The 22755-nt window shown below is 73.9% G+C and carries 14 protein-coding genes, 1 tRNA gene and 1 pseudogene; 9 read left to right on the forward strand and 7 right to left on the reverse strand.

The window, feature by feature from the left end:
- The first annotated feature begins 210 nt into the window (after positions 1 to 210).
- Positions 211 to 2460 carry a SpoIIE family protein phosphatase gene (locus BLW82_RS28070; RefSeq protein WP_093502916.1) on the forward strand — a complete coding sequence of 750 codons (2250 nt, stop codon included), beginning with the start codon at positions 211 to 213 and terminating at the stop codon, positions 2458 to 2460.
- Between the two features lie 640 nt (positions 2461 to 3100).
- Here the strand turns inward: BLW82_RS28070 and BLW82_RS28080 are convergent.
- A tRNA-Arg gene (locus tag BLW82_RS28080) sits at positions 3101 to 3173 on the reverse strand.
- A 321-nt stretch (positions 3174 to 3494) separates the two neighbouring features.
- Here BLW82_RS28080 and BLW82_RS28085 point away from each other — a divergent pair.
- The 5 genes and pseudogenes from BLW82_RS28085 to BLW82_RS45690 all read left to right on the forward strand — a co-directional run.
- Positions 3495 to 5102, forward strand: a complete 1608-nt coding sequence (locus BLW82_RS28085; protein ID WP_093502918.1) for a dynamin family protein — start codon at positions 3495 to 3497, stop codon at positions 5100 to 5102.
- Between the two features lie 39 nt (positions 5103 to 5141).
- Positions 5142 to 7322 carry a YfjP family GTPase gene (locus BLW82_RS28090; protein WP_093508321.1) on the forward strand — a complete coding sequence of 727 codons (2181 nt, stop codon included), beginning with the start codon at positions 5142 to 5144 and terminating at the stop codon, positions 7320 to 7322.
- 303 nt (positions 7323 to 7625) lie between these two features.
- Positions 7626 to 8105, forward strand: a complete 480-nt coding sequence (locus BLW82_RS28095; protein ID WP_093502920.1) for a single-stranded DNA-binding protein — start codon at positions 7626 to 7628, stop codon at positions 8103 to 8105.
- Between the two features lie 540 nt (positions 8106 to 8645).
- Complete coding sequence (locus tag BLW82_RS28100; protein WP_093502922.1) at positions 8646 to 10013, forward strand: Cys-Gln thioester bond-forming surface protein; 1368 nt, start codon at positions 8646 to 8648, stop codon at positions 10011 to 10013.
- Between the two features lie 24 nt (positions 10014 to 10037).
- Positions 10038 to 10358: pseudogene (locus BLW82_RS45690) on the forward strand (hypothetical protein); the annotation flags it as partial.
- Between the two features lie 104 nt (positions 10359 to 10462).
- Here the strand turns inward: BLW82_RS45690 and BLW82_RS28110 are convergent.
- A complete protein-coding gene (locus tag BLW82_RS28110) occupies positions 10463 to 11536 on the reverse strand; it encodes a zinc-dependent alcohol dehydrogenase family protein (RefSeq protein WP_256215986.1) in 1074 nt (357 codons plus the stop codon).
- Positions 11537 to 12274: 738 nt separating this feature from the next.
- Here BLW82_RS28110 and ettA point away from each other — a divergent pair.
- From ettA to BLW82_RS28125, 3 genes are read left to right on the forward strand one after another with little or no spacing between them, the layout of a single operon-like run.
- Positions 12275 to 13939, forward strand: coding sequence for an energy-dependent translational throttle protein EttA (gene ettA, locus BLW82_RS28115; RefSeq protein ID WP_093502924.1), 1665 nt, complete (start codon positions 12275 to 12277; stop codon positions 13937 to 13939).
- A gap of 6 nt (positions 13940 to 13945) precedes the next feature.
- On the forward strand, positions 13946 to 14359 hold the full coding sequence (locus tag BLW82_RS28120) for an acyl-CoA thioesterase (RefSeq protein WP_093502926.1): 414 nt from the start codon (positions 13946 to 13948) through the stop codon (positions 14357 to 14359).
- Positions 14356 to 15036, forward strand: coding sequence for a DUF8185 domain-containing protein (locus BLW82_RS28125; RefSeq protein WP_093502928.1), 681 nt, complete (start codon positions 14356 to 14358; stop codon positions 15034 to 15036). Before BLW82_RS28120 ends, BLW82_RS28125 begins: the two co-directional genes overlap by 4 nt.
- 18 nt (positions 15037 to 15054) lie before the next feature.
- Here the strand turns inward: BLW82_RS28125 and BLW82_RS28130 are convergent, their stop codons facing one another.
- The 5 genes from BLW82_RS28130 to BLW82_RS28150 form a co-directional block, all read right to left on the reverse strand.
- Positions 15055 to 15459 carry a globin gene (locus tag BLW82_RS28130; RefSeq protein WP_093502930.1) on the reverse strand — a complete coding sequence of 135 codons (405 nt, stop codon included), beginning with the start codon at positions 15457 to 15459 and terminating at the stop codon, positions 15055 to 15057.
- Between the two features lie 96 nt (positions 15460 to 15555).
- Positions 15556 to 17199 carry an FHA domain-containing protein gene (locus BLW82_RS28135; protein WP_093502932.1) on the reverse strand — a complete coding sequence of 548 codons (1644 nt, stop codon included), beginning with the start codon at positions 17197 to 17199 and terminating at the stop codon, positions 15556 to 15558.
- A 68-nt stretch (positions 17200 to 17267) separates the two neighbouring features.
- On the reverse strand, positions 17268 to 18644 hold the full coding sequence (locus BLW82_RS28140; protein ID WP_093502934.1) for a vWA domain-containing protein: 1377 nt from the start codon (positions 18642 to 18644) through the stop codon (positions 17268 to 17270).
- Between the two features lie 165 nt (positions 18645 to 18809).
- Positions 18810 to 20219 carry a PP2C family protein-serine/threonine phosphatase gene (locus tag BLW82_RS28145; protein WP_177233094.1) on the reverse strand — a complete coding sequence of 470 codons (1410 nt, stop codon included), beginning with the start codon at positions 20217 to 20219 and terminating at the stop codon, positions 18810 to 18812.
- Entirely contained in the window at positions 20220 to 22754 is a 2535-nt protein-coding gene (locus BLW82_RS28150; protein ID WP_093502938.1) for a serine/threonine-protein kinase, read from the reverse strand.
- Position 22755: the final 1 nt, after the last annotated feature.

The following is a 22755-nucleotide window of genomic DNA, read 5'->3' on the forward strand; positions in this document are numbered from 1 at the left end:
CCCACGCCGTGACCGACCGAGCGTTCCGCCGGAACCGCCGCCGTGCGCCGGCGCGACCGAGCGTTCCGCCGGAACCGCCGCCGTGTGCCGGCTCCGGCGCCGTCGTGGCTGGTCGCGCCCCCGTGGCGAAGCCGCACAGGGGTACGGCCCCGCTCCCCTGCGGGCGCTCAAGTCATCCCGGAGCCACCCGCGGGGCGTACCGTCGACTGTGTGGACGGCACCGCCGACGGGCTCGTCTTCCGGGCCGCGCATGCACTCGCCCCGCGGGCGGACGAGCTGATCACGGACGTCACCCGGTGCCTGCGCGCCGAGGTCCCCGAGCTGTGGGAGGACCCGGAGCTCACCAGGATGACCTCCGAGAACATCGCCGAGCACGTCGCCGGCGTGCTGGGCGGCCTGGAAGCGGGCCTCGACCCGAGGGGTCCGGAGCCGCCGCCGGGCGACGTGGACCACGCCCGCCGACTGGCCCGGCGCGGCGTCCCCGTCACCGTGATGCTGCGCGCGCACCGGCTCGCCGAGGGCGTCCTCCTCGACAGCCTCCTCGCCGAGCTGCCCCGGCTGACGGACGACCCCGGCCTGGTCGACGCGGTCGCCCGCCGGCTGCTCGCCCTGTCCACCCGGTACGTCGACCGCATCGGCGAGCAGAGCGTCCTCGCCTTCCAGGAGGAACGGGACCGGCGGCTGCAGTGGCGGATGTCCCTGGTCAACGAGGCCGGCCTGCGGGTCGGGACCGCCCTGGACATCGCCCGCACCACCCAGGAGCTGGCCGACCTCGCCGCCGAGGACTTCGCCGACCTCGTCACCGTCGACCTGCTCGACTCCGTGGTCCGCGGCCACACCCCGCGGGCGGCGGAGCGGTACCTGCTGCGCCGGGTCGCCCAGGGGACGTACGCGCCGGGCGGCGCCCCGGAACCGTCGGTCAAGGTGCAGGAGCTGCACAGCTGCCCGGACGGGTCACCGGTGGCCCGCGCCTTGGTCACCGGACGGCCCGCCCGGCAGACCTCGGCGGACCTCGCGACGCTGGTGGTGCCGCTGACCGCCCGCGGCACCACGCTCGGCGTCGCCCGGTTCTGCCGGCACCGCGACCCCGCCCGGTTCGACGACGAGGACCTCGTCCTCGCCCAGGAGATCGCGGCCCGGGCCGCCGTCGCCGTCGACAGCGCCTGCCGCTACACCCACGCCCGGGCCACCGCGCTCACCCTGCAGCGCAGCCTGCTGCCGCGGCGCACCGCCGAGCAGTCCGCCGCCGAGGTCGCCTGCCGCTACCTGCCGGCCGGCGGCCGGGCCGGGGTGGGCGGCGACTGGTACGACGTGATCCCGCTGTCCGGGGCCCGGGTCGCCCTGGTGGTCGGCGACGTCGTCGGCCACGGCATCCACGCGGCGGCCACGATGGGCCGGCTGCGCACCGCCGTCCGCACCCTCGCCGACATCGACCTGCCGCCCGACGAACTGCTGACCCACCTGGACGACGTCGTCATCCGGCTCTCCGCGGAGGCCGCCGCCGACCCGGATCCGGACCCCGGCCGCCCCCGCCCCGCCGTCGACTCCGGTCCCGACCTCGGTCCCGACCTCGGTCCCGAACTCGGTCCGGGCCCGGATCCGGGCGCCGCGCCGGCCGGGGACATCGGCGCCACCTGCCTGTACGCCGTCCACGACCCCGTCGCCGGCCGCTGCAGCCTGGCCCGCGCCGGCCATGTGCTGCCCACCGTGGTGCACCGCGACGGCACCGCCGCCGTCCTCGACCTGCCGCCGGGACCGCCGCTGGGCCTGGGCGGGCTGCCGTTCGAGGCGGTGGAGGCGGACCTGCCCGAGGGCAGCCTGCTCGCCCTGTACACCGACGGCCTGCTCGAAGGCCGCGACGGCGACGTGGAGGCGGGCCTCGCCGCCCTGCGGGAGGTCCTCGCCCGGCCCGCCGCCTCCCTGGAGACCGCCTGTGACACGGTGCTCCAGGCCCTGCTGCCCACCGACCGGCCGCACGACGACGTCGCGCTGCTGCTGGTCCGCCCCCGCACCCTCGGCGCGGACCGGGTCACCGTCTGGGACCTGGAACCGGCCCCGACGGCCGTCGCCCCGGCCCGTGCGGCCGTCGCACGGCAGCTCACCGCCTGGGACCTGGAGGACCTCGCCTTCGCCGCCGAACTGGTGGTCAGCGAACTGGTCACCAACGCCATCCGCTACGGCAGCCCGCCCGTCCGGCTGCGCCTGATCCTGCCCCGGACCCCCGGCCGGCCCGGCGACGGTCCCGCCCGCGCCGTTCTGTGCGAGGTCTCCGACGCCGGCGGCACCGTCCCGCACCTGCGCAGGGCCCGCACCTTCGACGAGGGCGGCCGCGGCCTGCTGCTGGTCGCCCAGCTCGCCGCCCGCTGGGGAACCCGCCACGCCCGGCACGGCAAGACGGTCTGGGCCGAGCTGACCGAGACCGGCCCGCCCGGCTTCCCGGACCTGACCGCCGACCTGTGAGCCGCGGCGGCGACCCGCGCCGAGCTCCTCAGCCCTTGCGCAGGAGTTCGTGCGGCACGGCGCCGTCACCGCAGGATTCACCCGGACGACGGTGCGCAGGGCGCCGGGGCCGCGGCCGTTCGCCTCGGCGATCCGCCGGATCTGCCCGATGACGTGGTCCAGTTGCGGCACCGGCAGCGCGGCCGCCTCCCCGCCGGGCCGCAACGCGAGCCCCAGCCGCTGCCGCAGCCGCTCCCGGCCCACGAAGTCGCCATGCGCAGGCGGCAGTTGCGTCGACGGCGCGCGCAGGGCGGGGCCGGTCCGCCCGCGGCCCGCGGTTCCTCGCCGTCCCGGACGAGCCGCTCGAAACGCGGGGCGCCGACGGCCTGTTCCGGGACGTCGAGCCGGTATCCGCCCTGCGGGGTCTCCAGCCGGGGCGTTCCTCGCCCAGGGAACGGCGGATGCGGTAGACGTACGTCTGCTCACGGAGCGCACCGCGTTGTCGGACGACTCTTCCCACCGTGCGTCGACGAGCTGGCCGAGGCCGCACCGGGCCGCCGGTCCTCGCAGGCCTCACGGCCGGGGATCCACTACGGCACGACGGGAGATCCGCTGCGGTCACAGGAGAGAACCGGCCACCTGCCACGCCGCCTCCGCGAAGCGCCCCCGGCAGGACTCGAACCTGCGGCCAAGCGCTTAGAAGGCGCCTGCTCTATCCACTGAGCTACGGGGGCCGGCTGTGCTGGCCTCGTACGCACTGCCCTGGTGGGGGCGGGTCCGTGACGTTGCCGGGGACAAGGATAGAACTCCCCGCTCCGTGTCCCTGTTGCTTCGCCTCCGTGGCTCAATGTGGAGGTTCGGTGAAGCGGTCCTGATAATCGCAGGCAGGTACGAATCGTGCATCGCTTTTGGCGTCCGGCGCACCGGGTGTTGTGCACTCGTTATGCCTGGACTGTGCCTCCGTCCCAGTCGCCCCTTCCGCCCGTTGTGTCCTGTCGGCGCGCAGACATGTCTATATGCTTCAGAATTCCCCTAAAATTGGGCATTCTTCGCATGTGGTGACCTTGGACGTACGGCCTCAGCTGCTCGACACACTTTCCGCCCTGCGCGACCGTGTCGCTGCCGCACGCTTCCCGCTGCCCCTGGCGGGGGCTCCACGCGCGCGTGCCAACCGCGACGAACTGCTCGCACAGCTCGACGACTACCTGGTGCCCCGCCTCAGAGAACCCGAAGCGCCACTTCTGGCCGTGGTGGGCGGGTCCACGGGCGCCGGGAAGTCGACCCTCGTCAACTCACTGGTGGGCCGCCGGGTCAGCGAGGCGGGCGTGCTCCGGCCGACCACCCGCACCCCGGTCCTGGTCTGTCATCCGGAGGACCATCACTGGTTCAGCGGCATGCGCGTGCTGCCCGACCTCACCCGGGAGTGGGTACCGCACCAGGAGCCCAACGACGACCCCTTCCTCCCCGGCGACAACCCCCCGCGCGTGCTGCGCGTCGAGACCGCGGACAGCATCCCGCGCGGCCTCGCGCTGCTCGACGCCCCCGACATCGACTCCCTGGTCGTCGACAACCGCGTCCTCGCCGCGGAACTCATCTGCGCCGCCGACATCTGGGTGATGGTGACCACGGCGGCCCGCTACGCCGACGCCGTCCCCTGGCACCTGCTGCGCACCGCCAAGGAGTACGACGCCACCCTGGTGACCGTCCTCGACCGGGTCCCGCACACGGTCGTCTCGGAGGTCTCCCGGCAGTACGGCGCCCTGCTCACCAAGGCCGGACTCGGTGACGTACCCCGGTTCACCGTGCCCGAGCTGCCGGAGTCGGCCTGGGGCGGCGGCCTGCTCCCGGCCACCGCGGTCGCCCCGCTGCGCGCCTGGCTCCTCCACCAGGCCCAGGATCCCGGCGCCCGCAGCCACACCCTGGCCCGCACCGCGCACGGCCTCCTCGACTCCCTCAAGGCCCGCATGCCCGAGCTGGCCGGCGCCGCCGCCGCCCAGTACGCCGCCGCGCTGCGCCTGACCTCCGCGGTCGACACGGCCTACGACAGCGAGCACGCGCGCCTGCGAGGACGTCTCCAGGCCGGAGCCGTCCTCGCAGGCGACGCCCTCAAGCGCTGGCGCGCCTACCCCCTCGACTGCTCCGCCGAGGAACTCCTGGACGCCCTGGTGGAGAGCCTCGCCGCCCTGCTGCTCTGCTCCGTCACCGCCGCCGACGAACGCGTCGACGACGCCTGGCGCCGCGAGCCGGCCTCCGCCGCTCCCGGGCTCACCGACCGCGACCCGTCCCTGGAGAGCGCCGAGCACCGCATCGGCCTCGCCGTCCGGCGCTGGCGGCGCGAGCTGGAGGAGTACGCCGAGGACGAGGTGCGCGAGCTGGACCGCAGCATCGCCCCGGACTCCGAGGTGGTCGCAGCCCTGGTCGCCACCGCGCTGCTCGGCGGCCGGCGCACCAAGATCGCGGGGGAGCGGCTCGCCGAGCGCATCGGCGCCCACGGCGCGCTGCGGCTGCGCGACCGCGCGGGACGGCTGCTCTCCGAACACGTGGACCGCGTCCTGCACGCCGAACGCGAGCGCCGCCTGGCCCCGCTCGACGCCCTCGACGTGCACCCCGAGCCCCAGGCCGAACTCATCGCCGCCCTGTCCGTCCTGCAGAAGGAGAGGTGACCGGTGACCGCCGTCACTGACCACGACCACACGGATCGCATGGAACGCATGGATCACACCAGTGACTTCACCGGTGACTACGCCAGCGACTTCGACGCCGGACCGGCCGCGGCGGACACCGCGCCGGACGCCGTACGGGAGCCCGCGCGGGAGTCGGCACGGGAGTCCGGGCGGGGGTCGGCACGGGAGTCGGCACGGGACCGTGCCCCGGACGGCGACCGGCACCGGGACGAGGCAGGGAAGGACCTCAAGGAGCAGCAGGAGCACGAGGAGACCGCCGAGGCTCCCGAGGCCTCCGGATCCCCGCAGACTCCCGAGGCGACCGAGGCCGCCGAGCCGGCCGCCGAGAGCGTCCCGCACGCACGCGTGCGGGAGCAGCGCGAACCGGCCGACGACCGCCCGCCCCCCGCCGGCGACCGCCCCCCGGCCACCGGCGACCGCCCGCCCGTCACCGGCGACCGCCCGGCCGCCGCCGAGGACGATCCGGACGCCGGTGACGACGTCTGGGACGACGGCCTCATCGCCCGCCGGGTCACCGAGACCGCCAAGGCCGCCGTCCCCGTCGTGGAGACCCGCGGCCCCGGCGCCCCGGCCCCCGCCCCGCTCGCCTACGACGGCCCGCTGCGCTCCCGCCTCGACGCCCTGCGCGAGCTCGTCGGCCTCTCCCGCACCCGCCTCGACAGCAACACCCTCGGCGAGGCAGGCCGGGTCCTGGACGAGGCGGCCACCCGGCGCCGGCTCTCCGGCCAGCACACCGTCGTCGCCCTCGCCGGCGCCACCGGCAGCGGCAAGTCCCAGCTGTTCAACGCGCTCGCCGGAGTCGCCATCTCGGAGACCGGGGTACGCCGGCCCACCACCTCCGCGCCCATCGCGTGCACCTGGAGCGACGGCAGCGCGGCCCTCATCGACCGGCTCGGCATCCCGGGCCGGCTGCGCCGCCGCCCCGTGCACAACCCGGAGGCGGACGCACAGCTGCGCGGGCTGGTCCTGATCGACCTGCCCGACCACGACTCGGCCGCCGTCCAGCACCGCGCACAGGTCGACCGGATCCTGAAACTCGTCGACGCGGTGATCTGGGTCGTCGACCCCGAGAAGTACGCCGACGCCGTCCTCCACGAGCGCTACCTGCGGCCCATGGCCGGCCACGCCGAGGTCATGTTCATCGTCCTCAACCAGACCGACCGGCTGCCCGGCGAGGCCACCGACCAGGTCCTGGACGACCTGCGCCGGCTGCTCGACGACGACGGTATCGCCCTCGGCGAGTACGGCGACCCGGGCGCGACCGTGCTCGCGCTGTCCGCGCTCACCGGCGACGGCGTCGGCGAACTGCGCGAACTTCTCGGCCAGTTCGTGTCCGAGCGGGGCGCGGCGGCCCGCCGGGTCGCCGCCGACGTGGACGCCGCCGCGGCCCGGCTGCGGCCCGTCTACGCCACCGGCAGGCGCGCCGGGCTCAGCGAGGAGGCGCGCGACGAGTTCGCCGGGCGGCTCGCGGACGCGGTCGGTGCCACCGCCGCCGGCGAGGCCGCCGAACGGGCCTGGCGGCGCAACGCCAACCGGGCCTGCGGCACGCCCTGGCTCCGGCTGTGGCGCTGGTACCAGAAGCGCGGCGAGCCGCCCACCGGACGTCTGCAGAAGGCCCAGCCGGAGGTGGAGGCCACCGCGCGGCAGCGCGTCGAGCAGGCGGTGCGCACGGTCTCCGAGCGGGCCTCGGCCGGACTGCCGGCGCCCTGGGCGCAGGCGGTGCGGGAGGCGGCCGTACGTGGGTCGCAGGGCCTTCCGGAAGCGCTCGACGACCTGGCCGCGCGGGCCGGGCTGCCGCCGGGGCGGCCACCGCGGCCGGGCTGGTGGCCGGTGGCGGTGCTCGCCCAGGCCGCCATGACGCTCCTTCAGGTGGTCGGCGGACTGTGGCTGATGGGGCAGATCACCGGGGTGACGGCGCCCAACCTGGGCGTTCCGGTGCTGCTGATGGTCTCCGGGATCATCGGTGGCCCGCTGGTCGAGTGGGGCTGCCGGATGGCGGCCCGCGGCCCGGCCCGCCGGTACGGCCTGGAGGCGGAACGCCGGCTCCGCGAGGCGGCGGCCGGCTGCGGGCGGGCTCGCGTGCTGGATCCGGTGGCGGCGGAGCTGCTGCGGTACCAGGAGGTGCGGGAGCAGTACGCGAGGGTGACCCGGACGGGCGCCGGGGTGGCCGGAGTGGCCGGCGTGGCCGGAATGGGGTGAGGCCGGGGAACGGGGCGGGGCCCCGCCCAGGTTTCGGGCCTGGGCGGGGCCCCGTCCGGGGTTCGGGCCCGGGCGGGGCTCCGTCCGGGGGGACGGGGTCACTCGTCCGGGTGACGGGGTTGTCCACACGCCGGCAGTGGTCCACAGCGCTCGGCGGGCCCGCGCCGTCGGCGGCAGTCTGGACCCACGGCGACCGCGACCGGCGTCCCGGGCAGGCGGTCGCCGTGGTGGACACAGCCGTACGGGGCGGCCCCGTACGCGGATCCGCCCGGCCACGGCGGCCGGGCGAGGGAGGGGTTCGTGATGAACGAGACGATGGTCTGCGCGGTGGGCAACGTGGCGACGCAGCCGGTGTTCCGGGAACTGGCGGCGGGTCCGTCGGCCCGGTTCCGGCTGGCGGTGACCGCGCGCTACTGGGACCGCGAGAAGAACGCCTGGACGGACGGCCACACCAACTTCTTCACGGTGTGGGCCAACCGTCAGCTCGCCACCAACGCGGCGACCTCGCTGACGGTCGGCGACCCCGTCGTCGTACAGGGGCGGCTGAAGGTGCGCACCGAGACCCGGGAGGGCCAGCAGCGGACCTCCGCCGACATCGACGCGGTGGCGATCGGCCACGACCTCGCCCGCGGCACGGCGGCCTTCCGGCGAACCGCCAGGCCGGACACGACGGCACCCGCGCCACCGCGCCCGGAACCCGACTGGGAGACACCGGCGGAGTCCCCCGACCCGCCCGCCGGGGCGCAACCGGAACCGGTGGCGGTGGCGTCCGCCGCGCCGTGACGGGGCATGAGGTGACTGCGCGTCAAGGTCCGTCGGCGTCGGCCCATCCGAACGGCGGCCGCCCGACTGTCCGTTGACACCCGTCGCCGTCCCTCGGCATCCACGAGCGGCCGGCGCCGGCCATCGACAGCCGGTTGAAGGGCTCTTTGGCGGCTCTTGGCCGATCCCTGACGGCACTTGCCGTCCCTTGCCGCCCCTTGACGCCCCATGACATTTCTTGACGGCTTGTCGGCGAATGCGCTCCGAAGTGCCCGTCACCACGACCGGGTGGATCTGTCGACAGGCCCCGCTCGTTCGTGCCTCCGCGATAACGATTACGGATCGGATCGCTCATCGGACCATCTCACCGCGAGGGTGCGGTCCGGCTGATCCATAGGATGCCGGGCATGGCCCCTGGGGTCGCTGATTCTGCTGGTGGGACCGCCCCCCGCGTCCAACGGGTCCTGCTCGAAGGGGAATTCTGTGCTCGCTGCGTTCTCTGGTCTCTCGGCGCCCCGTGCGTCCACCAGGCACTACGGCACCGTCGTGGCCGCGAGAGGCATGGTCCGCCTCGCCGCCGCGGCCCTGGTGTCCGGGCTGGTGGCCGCCGCCGCGCTGACCGGCGCCGGTCCGGCCGCGGCCGACGACGGGACCGCCCAGAGCCAGAGCGGGGCCACGGCGACCATGAACGGCCTGAAGACCTACGGCGAGGCCGTGGTCCACGGGCACAGCGGCGACGAGCAGGTGGCCGCGGGCCTCTTCGAGATGTCCGTGGACGGCGGCGGCACGCTCCAGACGTACTGCGTCGATCTCCACAACCCCGCCCAGCGGGACGCCAAGTACCAGGAGACGGCGTGGAGCGGCACCTCGCTCGGCGCGAACAAGAACGCCGGCAACATCCGCTGGATCCTGCAGAACTCCTACCCGCAGGTCAACGACCTCGCCGAGCTGGCCCGCAAGGCCGGTGCCGGCAGCCTCACCGAGCAGGACGCGGCGGCCGGCACGCAGGTGGCGATCTGGCGCTACTCGGACGGCGCGGACGTCGACGCCGTCGATCCGCAGGCCGAGAAGCTCGCCGACTACCTGGAGAAGAACGCCCGCGGCCAGAACGAGCCGCAAGGCTCACTGACCCTCTCCCCGCCGGCCGTGTCCGGCCGGCCGGGCGGCCTGCTCGGCCCGGTGACCGTCCACACCAACGCGAGCACGGTCACCGTCGTCCCGCCGTCGGACTCGGCCCTCAGCGGCGTACGGATCACCGACAAGGCAGGCAAGCCCGTCACCACCGCCCGGGACGGCAGCGAGCTGTACTTCAAGGTCCCCGGCGACGCGGCGGACGCATCTGCCGAGCTGACCGTCCAGGCGTCGACGACCGTCCCCGTCGGCCGGGCCTTCACCTCCGGGAGCCGCAGCCAGACGCAGATCCTGGCCGGCTCCAGCGAGTCCACGGTCGCCGCGACCGCGAACGCGACCTGGGCGGACCAGGGCGCGATACCGGCACTGTCGGCCGAGAAGAACTGCGCCCGCAGCGGCGTGGACATCACCGCGGCCAACACCGGGGACAAGCCGTTCACCTTCGAGCTGGTGAGCACGGAGTACACCATCCCCGCCGACTCCTCGCGGACGGTGACCGTCCCGCTCCAGGAGGACCAGGCCTACGACTTCACGATCACCGGCGCGAACGGCCTCGAACGCCGCTTCACCGGTGTCCTCGACTGCAGGACCCAGGGCGCCGACGCCGGCCTCGCCACCCAGACCCTCAGCGAGCCCAGCCCGGCCTCGGTGGGCGGCACCGCCTCCGACGTCAACCTGGCCGCGACCGGCGGCGACTCCGCGACCGGCGTGATCACGGGCGTGGCCATCGGTCTGGTGGTGATCGGCGGTGCGGTCCTGGTGATCCTCCGCCAGCGGGAGAACCAGCACACCGACTGACTCCCGGACGGGCACCATGACGTCATGACCAACTCACCCGCGCCCCGCGGTGCGTCATCGGACTCCGTCCTGTCCCTGTGGTCGCACGACTCGGTGCTGTCGATCGGCTCGGTGGGCTCCGTGCTCTCCATCGGGTCGGTCGGCTCGGCCCTCTCCGTCGGCTCGATCGGCAGCGCCCTCTCGGCGGGCTCGATCGGCTCGGCGCTGTCCCTCGTCTCGGCCGGGTCCTGGCTGAGCACGGGCTCCGTCCTCTCCGCCAATTCCCGCTGGTCCATCCTGTCCTGGCGCTCCACCCGAGCCTTCCGCTCGACCGGAGCCGGGGGAGCCGGGGGAGCCGGGGGAGCCGGGGGAGTCGGGGGAGTCGTCGGAGCGGTCGGAGTCGTCGGAGCGGTCGCGGTGACCGCCCTGCTCCTGCACAAGGCCCGGCGCCCTCGCCAGGCGGCCGCTTCTCAGTCCCGTCCGTCCTGCCCGTCCCGTCCGTCGAAGACGAGAAACGGCTTGGCGCCGTGAGCGGGCGCTTCGGCGAACGAGACGGCTTCGGCGAAACGGTCGAGCGGGAACGGCCGGCCCGGGGGGATGCTCAGCACGCCACCGACGACGAGGCTGCGCACCTCACTGAGCGCGTCCGCTATGTCCGCGGGCGAGGCGGCGCCGAACCAGCGGTTCAGCCAGAATCCGCGGACCACCTTCGTCTCGTAGATGACCGAGCGCGCCGACACCGGGATCGTCAGCGCCGCCGGGTCGGTCTGCCGGTGGGTGGAGAGCGCGCCGTAGACCACGGTCACTCCTCCCGGGGCCAGCGCCCGGGAGACCTGGGCACCCACGTCGCCCGCGACGCAGTCGGTGGCCTTGCGCACACCGTCCGGCCCCGCGATCTCGGCCACCCGCCGCACCAGGTCCTCGTCCTCGGTGCAGACGACCTCGTCGCCACCCAGCGCCTTGATCTCGTCGACGGCGGCGCGCCGCCGCACCACGTTGATCGTGCGGATCCCCAGATGCCCGGCCAGCTGGATGACGAGCCGGCCGACGGTGGAGCCCGCCGCGGTCTGCAGGAGCCATTCACCGGGCTGCACGTCGAGCTCGCGAGTGACCAGGAGCAGCGCGGTCAGCGGGTTGACGGCGAGCTGGCAGGCGTCGGAGTCGCTCAGCCGGCCGGGGACCGGCAGCAGCCGGTGCGTATCGGCGACGAGGTGTTCCTGCCAGGTGCCGTCGACCTGCGGCCCGGGCACCGCCGGGATCGCGACGTACACCACGCGTTCGCCGATCGTCAGCCCCTCGGTGCCCGGACCGAGGGCCTCGACACGGCCCACGCACTCCATGTACCCGCCGACCGCGGGGAACTCGAGGGAGAAGCCGTAGCGCCCCCGCAGCACGTGCAGATCACTGGCGTGGACCGGCGTCGCCTCCACACGCACCAGCGCCTGACCCGGCCCCGCCGTGGGAACGGGCCGGGACTCCACCCGAAGGACGTCACCCGGCTCACCGGGCCTGTCGGCCACGAGCGCCCGTATCGACCGCATCATGATCGCCCCTTCGTCCCTCCCAGCTTGCGCTCCCGCCCGAGTGCTGTCATGTCGAAGGGAACGGGCCATTCGCCCGTGGGGCCCCGGGCCGCGCACCAGCACGGCGGAGACCACCCCGCCGGACGGCGACCGGCTGCGCGGGACGTCGCTGGAGGCGTCGGGGCGCGGACCGGATCGACGCAGAGGGCCGGGACCCGGACGTCGTCCTGGGCCGACCGGTCGCCTGCGCCGCGGGGACTTCGTGCCCCTTCCGTGCCTGACAGCGGCGGAAACCGGGGGGGAGCAGGGGTGTCCGGTGGGCGGCGCACGCGCCGACGGCACCCGACCGCCCTACCAGGTCAGGGGCCGCCAGACTGGTCAGGTGGTGCGTGTGGCCGGTCCCCGACTTCCCCGCTTCCACGACACCGTGCCCGATGTCCGCCTCCGCCAGGGAGACGCCGGCTGGAGGAGCAAGGCATCCTCGCCGGGGACCGTCACAGTCCCGACGATAGCCAACAGGCCCGGTCCCTCGGCCCACGAGTCAGCCGGCTCCGGGTCGTCCCTGGGCCGTCCGAGGCTCCCCTAGGCGACTCGACAGCGACCGACAGCGACCGACAGTGACCGGCGGGTGACCGTCGCCACCGGTGAACCCCCAGGTCACAGCCCCCGGACCAAACGGGTTAACACCCGAGGCTGGACGTCAGGCAAGATGGGGTGTATCTGCCCACTGCCAGATTTCAAGCTGCCGGACGGTTTCTCTTGGCTGAGTTCATTTACACCATGCGCAAGACGCGCAAGGCGCACGGCGACAAGGTGATTCTCGATGACGTCACCCTGAACTTCCTGCCGGGGGCCAAGATCGGCGTCGTCGGCCCGAACGGCGCCGGCAAGTCGACCGTGCTGAAGATCATGGCGGGGCTGGAGCAGCCGTCCAACGGCGACGCCTTCATCTCGCCCGGCTACAGCGTCGGCATCCTCATGCAGGAGCCCCAGCTCAACGAGGACAAGACCGTCCTGGAGAACGTCCAGGAGGGTGTCGCCGAGATCAAGGGCAAGCTCGACCGGTTCAACGAGATCGCCGAGCTGATGGCGACCGACTACTCCGACGCGCTGCTCGACGAGATGGGCAAGCTGCAGGAGGATCTGGACCACGCCAACGCCTGGGACCTCGACGCCCAGCTGGAGCAGGCCATGGACGCGCTGGGCTGCCCGCCCGGCGACTGGCCCGTCACCACCCTCTCCGGTGGTGAGAAGCGGCGTGTGGCGCTGTGCAAGCTGCTGCTGGAGGCCCCCGACCTGCTGCTCCTCGACGAGCCCACCAACCACCTCGACGCCGAGTCGGTGAACTGGCTGGAGCAGCACCTCGCCAAGTACGCCGGCACCGTGGTGGCGATCACCCACGACCGGTACTTCCTGGACAACGTCGCCGAGTGGATCCTGGAGCTCGACCGCGGGCGCGCCTACCCGTACGAGGGCAACTACTCCACGTACCTGGAGACCAAGGCCACCCGTCTCAAGGTCGAGGGCCAGAAGGACGCCAAGCGGCAGAAGCGGCTCAAGGAAGAGCTGGAGTGGGTGCGGTCGAACGCCAAGGGGCGCCAGGCCAAGTCCAAGGCCCGTCTCGCGCGGTACGAGGAGATGGCCGCCGAGGCCGACAAGATGCGGAAGCTGGACTTCGAGGAGATCCAGATCCCGCCGGGCCCGCGCCTGGGCAACGTCGTCGTCGAGGTCGAGAAGCTGAACAAGGCCTTCGGGGAGAAGGTCCTCGTCGACGGGCTCAGCTTCACGCTGCCGCGCAACGGCATCGTCGGCGTCATCGGTCCGAACGGTGCCGGCAAGACCACCCTGTTCAAGATGATCCAGGGCCTGGAGACGCCGGACGCCGGCGACATCAAGGTCGGCGAGACCGTCAAGATCTCGTACGTCGACCAGGGGCGCGCCAACCTCGACCCGAAGAAGACGCTGTGGGAGGTCGTGTCCGACGGGCTCGACTACATCAACGTCGGCCAGGTCGAGATGCCGAGCCGGGCGTACGTGTCCGCCTTCGGGTTCAAGGGCCCGGACCAGCAGAAGCCGACCGGTGTCCTCTCCGGCGGTGAGCGCAACCGGCTCAACCTCGCGCTCACCCTCAAGCAGGGCGGCAACCTGCTGCTCCTCGACGAGCCGACCAACGACCTCGACGTGGAGACGCTCTCCAGCCTGGAGAACGCGCTGCTGGAGTTCCCCGGCTGCGCCGTGGTCGTCTCCCACGACCGCTGGTTCCTCGACCGGGTCGCCACGCACATCCTCGCCTACGAGGGCGACTCCAAGTGGTTCTGGTTCGAGGGCAACTTCGAGTCGTACGAGAAGAACAAGATCGAGCGGCTGGGACCGGACGCCGCGCGTCCGCACCGCGCCACCTACAAGAAGCTGACTCGGGGCTGATCGACCTTGCGCCATCTCTACCGCTGCCCCCTGCGCTGGTCCGACATGGACGCGTACGGCCATGTCAACAACGCGGTCTTCATCCGCTACCTGGAGGAAGCCCGGATCGACTTCCTGTTCCGCCCGGACAAGGAGTTCAAGCAGGGGTCGGTGGTGGCGCGCCACGAGATCGACTACAAACGGCAGCTCGTCCACCGGCACCACCCGGTCGACGTCGAGCTGTGGATCACCGAGATCCGGGCCGCGTCGTTCACCATCACCTACGAGGTGAAGGACGACGACCTGGTCTACGTACGGGCCTCGACGGTCGTCGTGCCGTTCGACTTCGACGCCGGACGGCCGCGCCGGATCACCGCCGAGGAGCGGGACTTCCTGGAGGAGTACCGCGACGACGACAAGGAGGAGGCCGTCGCCGCATGACGGTGCTCCAACTCGCCGACGACGGGGAGACGGCGGACCTCGCCGCCTTCCTCTCCCGGCTGCTCCACTACGACCGCTCGGCCGCGGTGCGGCTGCAGGCGGCCGGCACCGCGCTCGCCGTCTTCGGGCGGCCGCCCTCCTTCGAGGTGCTGGCGATCCGCGCGGTGCGGCTCGCCAAGCCGTACGAGGACGGGCTGGACGTCACCCTCGACGTGACCGTGTCGGCGGGCGAACTGCTGGAGTCGCTGGACGAACGGGCCGCCACGGCCGCCGTGCCGAAGGCGGTGACCGGGCCGCCGTGGGCCGGGGTACTGCCGCCGCGGGGCGGCTGGCAGGCCGAGCCGGGGCTGCCCGGGCCGCAGGCGCTGCGCGCCACTGTCTCCGCCGCGGTCGGCGAATTCCGGTCCCGTACGGAGGAGTTGGGCCCGGACGGCCGGACCCGCGCCGCGCTCGACCGGATCGGGCGGGACATCTGGTCCCGGACCGTCGGCGGCACCGGGCTGCCGGTCCGGGCCGTCCACGCTGCGCAGTCACTGGGCTTCCTGCGCCCGCCCACCGAGCCGGGCGACGAGGCCGTACTGCTCTCGGCGGGCGCCTGGCTGCGGCTGCGGACCCCGTTCGGGTCGATCGCCGTACGCCGGGCCGGGCTCGGGGCGCTGGACGTCAGCGTCCGCTGAGTGCCGCGCCGTCGGCGCTCAGTCGGGGGTGTTGACCATCGAGGCGGCCGCGTAGGTGAGGTAGTTCCAGAGGGTCTCCCGGTGCTCCTCGGTGAGGCCCAGCTCGTCCACGGCCACCCGCATGTGCCGCAGCCAGGCGTCGTGCGCCGTCCGGTCCACGGTGAACGGCGCGTGCCGCATCCGCAGCCGGGGATGGCCGCGGTTGTCGCTGTACGTCGTGGGACCGCCCCAGTACTGGATGAGGAACAGGGTGAGCCGCTCCTCGGCCGGGCCCAGATCCTCCTCCGGGTACATCGGCCGCAGGACCGGGTCCTCGGCGACGCCCTCGTAGAAACGGTGGACGAGCCGACGGAAGGTCTCCTCCCCGCCGACCTGCTCGTAGAAGGTCTTCTCCTGAAGCGTGCCGCGCCGAATCTCTCTCACACGTACATGGTCTCAGACGGGATGGCCGAGGACTCGAGGCTTAGGACCCGGAGCACGTGCGGGGGACGGGTCGGCGCCCCGAGGGGGCGCCGCGGTTCAGCCCCGTCGCACGGTGATCGTCGTCCAGGCGCCCACGTGCACCCGGTCGCCGTCCCGCAGCGGCACCGGGACGAACGGCTGGATCGGCTCCTCGCCGCCGTTGACCGTCGTCCCGTTCGTCGAGTTCTGGTCGACGACCGCCCAGCCGCCGTCCGGCTGCTGCACCAGGACCGCGTGCTGGTGCGAGACGCCCGGGTCCTCCGGCGGCACCGACAGGTCGATGTCGGGGGTGTCGCCGGTGGAGTGCCGGCGGCGGCCGATGGTGACCTGGTTGCCGGTGAGCGCGCGCTGCTGCTCCGGGGAGTACGCGGGCAGGTTGAGACCGGCCGCCTCGGGGCCCGAGCGCTGCATCATCGCCATGAAGTAGTCGCGGTCCGGGCCGATCGTCGCCGTCCAGGTCGCCGGAGCCTGCGGGGCCTGCGGGAAGCCGGCGCCGGGCGGGGCCTGGGTGGCGCCGGGCTGCGGGTAGCCGTAGCCGCCGGGACGGGCGGGCGCACCGGGGCCCGCGGCCTGGCCCGGCGGGGAGATCACCCAGTCGTCGTCACCGCCGCCGAAGGAGGGGCCGCCGGCCGGCGGCCTGGTCTCCTGCGGGAAGCCGGGCGGCGCGGGCGGGGCCGACTGCTGGAAGGCGCCGGGAGCGCCGCCGGTGGTCGCACCGGGGCCGCCTGGCGGCGGCGGAACCGGCGGCCGGGACGGGTCCGAGCCACCGAACGGACCGGCGGCGGGGCCGCCGGCCGGATCGCGGGTGTAGGGGCCGGAGGCCTGGCCGGTGCCGGGCGGGGCACCGAACGCGGACGCGCCGCCGGCGTTCTGGCCGGGGGCGCCGCCGAACGGCCCCGACGGCGCGGACGGGCCGCGCTCGCCGCCGTAGGGCGGGGGAGCGGACTGGCCTCGGTCGCCGCCGCCGAAGGCGGGCGGCCCGGACTGCCCACGGTCGCCGCCGAACGCCGGAGGGCCGGACTGGCCCCGGTCACCCCCGCCGAAGCCCGACGGCCCGGACTGCCCGGACTGCCCGGGCGGGCCGGACTGGCCGCGATCGCCGCCGAACGCGGGCGGACCCGCCTGGCCGCGGTCGCCGCCGAAGGCCGGCGGGCCGGCGGGACCCGAAGGACCCGAGGGGCCGGGCCGGCCGCCGCGCTCGCCCGCGAACGGCGTCGGGCCCGAGGGCTCGCTGCCGAAGGACGGGATCGGCTCGGCCGGACGGTTCACCTGCGAGGGGCGCGAGCCCTGGTACTCGTACGAGTCGCCGCCGCCGAAGGTCGGCGGGGCCGGCGGCCGGAAGGTCGGCGCGGCCGGGCCGCCGCCGCCCGCGGGCGGGCGCGGGGCGGCCGGGGTGTACGAGGTGGCCGTGTTGGTCAGGAAGTTCCACCGGCACTCCTCGCAGAACGGCGCACCGCCCTCACGGGGCGTGCGGCACTGCGGGCACAGCTCCGGCTCGGGGGAGTTCGGCACGGCGGACAGATGCCGGCCGCCCCCCATCGGGCCGCCGGCCGGGGCGCCGGACGCGGGTGGCGGGAAGCCGTAGCCGCCTGCGGTCGGCGGGGGCGGAGGCGGCGGAGGTACGGCACCGGCCATGCGGTGACCGCACACCTCGCACCAGTCGTCGGAACCCGACTGGTGTCCGTTCGGGCAGGTCGGCATGGCGTGCTTCCCTCTCTGTCAGGATCGTCCTGAGCCTGTCTGGGTGGTCCTGCGTGTGGACTGTCAGGTCACTTCTTTACACGAACAGTCTTTGTGGACCGGGTCTCGAGAGTCATCTCGTCGGCCTCCTCGACCTTCGCCTTCAGTCGCACAGTACCTGTCGTGGCGTCGACCACGTCCACCACCTTCGCAAGCAGTTTCGCAGTATCCGCGTTCCCGGAAGCGCTTGCCAACTGAACGGCCCGACCCAGTTTGGCCGTTGCCCCGTCCATATCGCCCGCTTTGCGCAGATCGAGACCCTGTTGGATGGCTTGTGCTAGTTCGGCCTGGCCTGTGTAGTGGGCGACTTGGGGGTTGAGGGAGGTCGAGGCGACCATGTCGTCCGTCCACACCGCCCTGATCAGCCCCTGTGCGCCCAGGTTCTGGACGCTACCTCCCCCACTCTCGGCTGCGCTCGAGCGGGAGGTGCCCCCAGGCTGCGGGACGACCAACGAGACGCGCGCGGCCAGCATTTCCTGGCCGAGGCCGGCCGTGGGGACCTCCACGCAGACGTGGTAGTCACGGGACTCGTCCCCCCAGGAGCCGGTGGGGTAGTCCCCGGCGCGCGGCCCGGCCTCGGTGCGGCGGTCGGTCAACTGCTCGACCGTGGGCGCCACTTGCTTGACGAACTTGATGGTCGTGCCCACGGGGGTCCACAGCCGCAGCGCGACGTCCGCGACCTCCTTGCCCATCGCCGTCTCCATCATCCGCGTGAAGTCGGCGGCCAGACCGGTCGGGTCGGCGACGATGTCGGCGGTGCCGAGCAGCGCGGAGGCGATCCCTGTGACTTCTTTCACTTCCCAGTCGGTGCCGACACCGCGCGCGTCACACGTGAACCGCCCGGCGCAGGAGTCCAGGGCGGCCTTGAGGTCCTCCGGCGACTCGTGCTCGTTGCGGCCGTCGGTGAGCAGGATGCCGTGCCGGATGGTGACGTCCGCGGAGGACAGGAGCCGGTCCGCGAGCCGCAGCCAGGTGCCGATCGCCGTCCCGCCGCCCGCGCCGAGCCTGCGCAGCGCCTGCTTGGCCTGGTCCCGGGTGGCGCGGTCGGCCACCGCGAGCCGGCCGCCGCCCGGGTAGACCTCCTTGGCCACGTGCGTGCCGCCGACCACCGCGAAGTGGGTGCCGTCGCGCAGGGTGTCGATCGCGGCCGCGGTGGCGTCCCGGGCGTTGCGCATCTTCGTGGGCGGGTAGTCCATCGACCCCGAGCAGTCGACCATGATCGCCACCCCGGCGGCGGGCCCCTGCCCGGGGGCGTACGAGGCGCCGGCCGCGGTTCCGACGGTGCCGCCGCCGGTCGCCGTCACCGTGACGATCGCGTTGACCTCGCGGCCGCCCTCCGGGAGGTACTCGTTCTGGTACACGTCCACCGAGAACTGCGGCATGCTCGGTTTCGAGAAATTGGCCATGACTGCTCTGGTCCCCCTCCACCCCACGCGTGGTGGGTGCTGACGGTGTGCGGACCGGTCCCCTCCGGTCCGCCGGTACTTCTCCGTACGCCTGTCGCCGTACGCCTCTTCCCGGTGCTCTTCCCCGTGCGTCTCGCTGCCGTTTGCGGCCGTTTTGCGGCGGCCTCAGGCGGATCCTGCCCCCTGCGGCGGTTCCGGGAACGGCAGCAGCGCCACTGTTACGTTGTCGTGGCCCCCGCCGTCCAGGGCGTGGCCGACCAGCACCCGGGCCGCGTGCAGCGGCCGTACGTCCGCGTCGGCGGGGACGACCTCGGCCATCTCCTCGGCCGTCTCCGCGTAGTTCCACAGGCCGTCGGTGCACACCACCACCACGCCGGGCCGGTCCGGCTTGAAGGAGGCGGTGTGCGGCTCCAGTTCGTAGGCGTCCGCGCCGAGCCAGCCGGTGATCGCGTGCGCCCGCTCGTCGGCGTACGCCTCCGCCTCGCTCATCAGGCCCGCGGCGACCATCTGCGCAGCCCAGGAGTCGTCCTCGGTGAGCCGGGCCGCCGGGGCGCCCCGGTCCACCGGCACCCAGTAGACGCGGCTGTCGCCGACCCAGCCGACCACCAGCAGGCCCGAGGCGACGATCGCGGCGACGATCGTGCACGCCGGGGCGTTCTGGTGCGGGGTGTGCTCACGGGCCGAGGGGGGCTCCTCCGCGAGGGCGTTGACGGCCTGGGAGGCGGCGACGATCGCGTCGTGCAGCGCCTGCTGCGGATGGGTGCCCTGCGGCAGCGCGGCCAGCAGCGCCTCGACGGCGGCCCGGGAGGCGGCCATGGAGGCCTCGTCCGGCCGGGTCGCCGAGGAGACGCCGTCGCAGACGACCGCCAGCGCGGCCGGGGTGCCGTCGGGCAGCGTGGTGTGGCCGACGGCGAACGCGTCCTCGTTGCGGTGGTGGCGCAGCCCGCGGTCGCTGACGGCGGCCACCGGGCCCGCCTCCTGCTCCATGTGGTCGCGCTCGCGCGGCTGGGCGTGCCCGCAGTTCTCGCAGTAGCCGTCGTCGTCGACCCGGCCCGCGCGGCAGGCCACGCAGACCTTCGGCAGCTCGGTGGTCTCGGCGGTCCCTGCCGTCTCGGCCGATGCGCCCGTCTCGGCGGCGGAGGCGGCCACCCGCGGGTCCGGCGCCTGGAGCGGGTACTCGTCCGGCTCCGGCGCGCGGTCGAACCGCACCCCGGAGGCCGGGGACACCGGCGAGCCGTGCGGGGGCGCGCCGTGCGGCGGCGGGGAGGCAGGCGAGCCGTGCGCGGGCGGGGACACCGGCAGCGACTTGCCGCCCGAGTCGGTGCCGGGCAGGTCGGTCGGCAGATGCGGTGCCGCGGGCGTCTCGGAGCTCTCCGGCTCGGGCGGGGGCCAGTCCACGCCCGAGGGTCCCACACCGGCGGCGCCCATGGTGAGGGTCGGGTGGTCCTGCGGCGCGGCGGGCACGGCCGACAGGTCGTACCCGCACGCGCCGCAGAACAGGTCACCCGATTCGAGCGGCTCCGCGCAGCTCGGGCACTTCGCCGGTGCGGCCTGCTGGGGCATCTGCGACATCAACTACACCCACGTCCGGGGGCGGTAACGGTTGGCCCGTTCCACCAGGTCGATCCTCTCCGCACCGCCGGTCGCCAGTCTGGCCAGCGTGCGGTACGAGCGTTCCAGGCCGAAGCGGAGGCCCCGCTCGTCCAGACCGCTGCCCAGCAGCTCCCGGCCGCCGGCAATGGGCTGGGAGTCCTGGCCTCCGGAGAGTATCCAGTCCAGCGCGCAGCCGAGGACTTCCGCCGACAACTGCTCGCGCCGGGCCGGATCCAGACCGTACGCGGCCAGCGCCTCGATCTGCCCGGCGGCGGCCGTCAGGTCGTCCAGGAACGGCGTGTCGCCGGCCGTCGCGGTCCGGTGCCGCAGCCGCGCCCGTACGGCCGCCACCCGGGCCGCCGTGTAGTGGATCGAGGCCTCCGGCACCGACTCCAGCGTCCGTACGGCACCCCGCCGGTCCCCGGCCGCCAGCTGCACCCGGCCCAGGCCGAACGCGGAGCTGACGAAGCCCGGGTCGGTCGCCCACACCAGCCGGTAGTACTCGGCCGCGTTGTCCAGCTGGCCGAGCACCTCCGCGCACAGGCCGAGCGCCAGCTTGGGCGCGGTCTCGCCGGGGAAGGCGTCGTAGATCGCGTCGAAGGAGAGCGCCGCGCCCTCGAAGTCACCGGTGACCAGGCCGGCCACGCCCCGGCACCAGACCACCCGCCAGTCGTCGGGCCGCTCGTCCTCCAGCCGGCCGAGGCTCACCAGCGCGGCCTCGAAGTCGCCGTTGTCCAGCCGGGCGCGGATCTGCCGCAGCTCGGTCTCGACTGTCTGCGCCGGCGCCGCGGCCAGCGCGCTGAGCAGGCTGACCTCGCCCACCAGCGAGGTCGACAGGCCGGCCAGGAAACCGGCGTTCGGGTCGCTCTGGTCGACCAGCGGGACCGGCAGGGCGAGCGCGGCGGCGGCGGTGTCGATGGGCCTGACCAGAGCCGGGTCGGCCGGGGCCGCGGCCGGTCCCGACGGGTCCAGCGCGAGCGGTCTGGAGGCCACCTTCCGTCCGCCCAGCCGGGACACGTCTCCGTCCAGCTTCGGGAACAGCTCGGTGTCCGTGACCTTCACCTCGGGCCCGAACAGCGTCGACAGCGCGGGCCGGGCCGTGCCGGTCTGCACCGAGACCACCTCGCGCAGCACGCCGGTCAGCTGCTCGGCCATCTCCTGCGCGGAGGCGAACCGGCGGGCCGGGTCGGGGTCGGTGGCCCGCACCAGCAGCCGGTAGAACGACTCGTACTGCCGGAACACCTCGATGTTGTCCGGGTCGGGCAGCGAGTCCACGAAGACGGTCGTATAGCCCTGGAAGTCGAAGGTGAGGACCGCGAGGGTACGGCCGACCGTGTACAGGTCGGAGGCGACGGACGGGCCGACCTCGGCCACCTCGGGCGCCTGGTAGCCGACCGTGCCGTAGATGGCCGACTCGTCGTCGTCCATCCGGCGCACCGCGCCCATGTCGATCAGCTTGAGCTGGTCCTCGGTCTGGATGGCGTTGTCGACCTTGAAGTCGCAGTACAGCAGGTTGCGGCTGTGCAGGTGACCGAGGGCTTCCAGGGCCTCGATGCCGTACGCGCACGCCTGCTCCACCGGCAGCGGGTCGCGGCGGCCCTCCGGGGTACGGCGGTCGTTGGCGATCTCCTTGAGGGACTTGCCGCCGACGTACTCCATGACGATGTACCCGTCGAGGGAGCCGGTGCGCTGGTCCAGGTGCTCGACGAAGTTGTAGATCCGCACGATGTTGGCGTGCTCGATCTCCGCGAGGAACCGCCGCTCGGAGATCGCCGCGGCCATCGCGTCCTGGTCGCCGGTGTCCAGCAGGCCCTTGAGGACCACCCAGCGGTCCGAGACGGCCCGGTCCACCGCGAGGTAGATCCAGCCCAGGCCGCCGTGCGCGAGACAGCCCACGACCTCGTACTGGCCGTGCACCACGTCGCCGCCCTTGAGCTTGGGCACGAACGAGTACGGGTTGCCGCACTTGGTGCAGAAGCCCTCGGTCCGCCCCGGCCGCTCGCCGCGGGACCGCCCGACCGGCGCCCCGCAGTCCGCCCGCGAGCAGAACCGCTTGCGCTCCGGCACCTCGGGGTTCTCCAGGACCATCTCGCGCGGGTCGGGCTTGGGCACCTGCGGCACCGTGACCAGACCGGCGCCCAGCCGGCTGCGCCCGGACGTGCTCGCCGACGAACCGGAACTGCGCACCGACACCGAACGGCCCGTTGACTTCCCCGACAGGGACCGCGACAGCCGCCCGGAGACCGAGCGCCGCGACTTCGAGGACTGCGACGACGTACGCGAACTGCTCCGGCTGCTCCGGCTGCTGGAGCCCGAACTCCCGCTGCCCGCCGACCCCTTGCCGCCCGCCGTGATCCCGGTCGGCGGCGAGCCCACCATCCCTCCCCCAGGGGGCGGACTCCCGGCCGAGACGACCGGGGCCAGACCACAGGTGTCGCAGTACAGCTCACCGCCGCCGACGTCCTCGTACGTCCCCTCGCAGTCCGGCCGCTGGCAGCTCTCTCCCGCCTGACTCACG

This window comes from Streptomyces sp. Ag109_O5-10 (genome assembly GCF_900105755.1).
Taxonomy (GTDB): Bacteria; Actinomycetota; Actinomycetes; order Streptomycetales; family Streptomycetaceae; genus Streptomyces.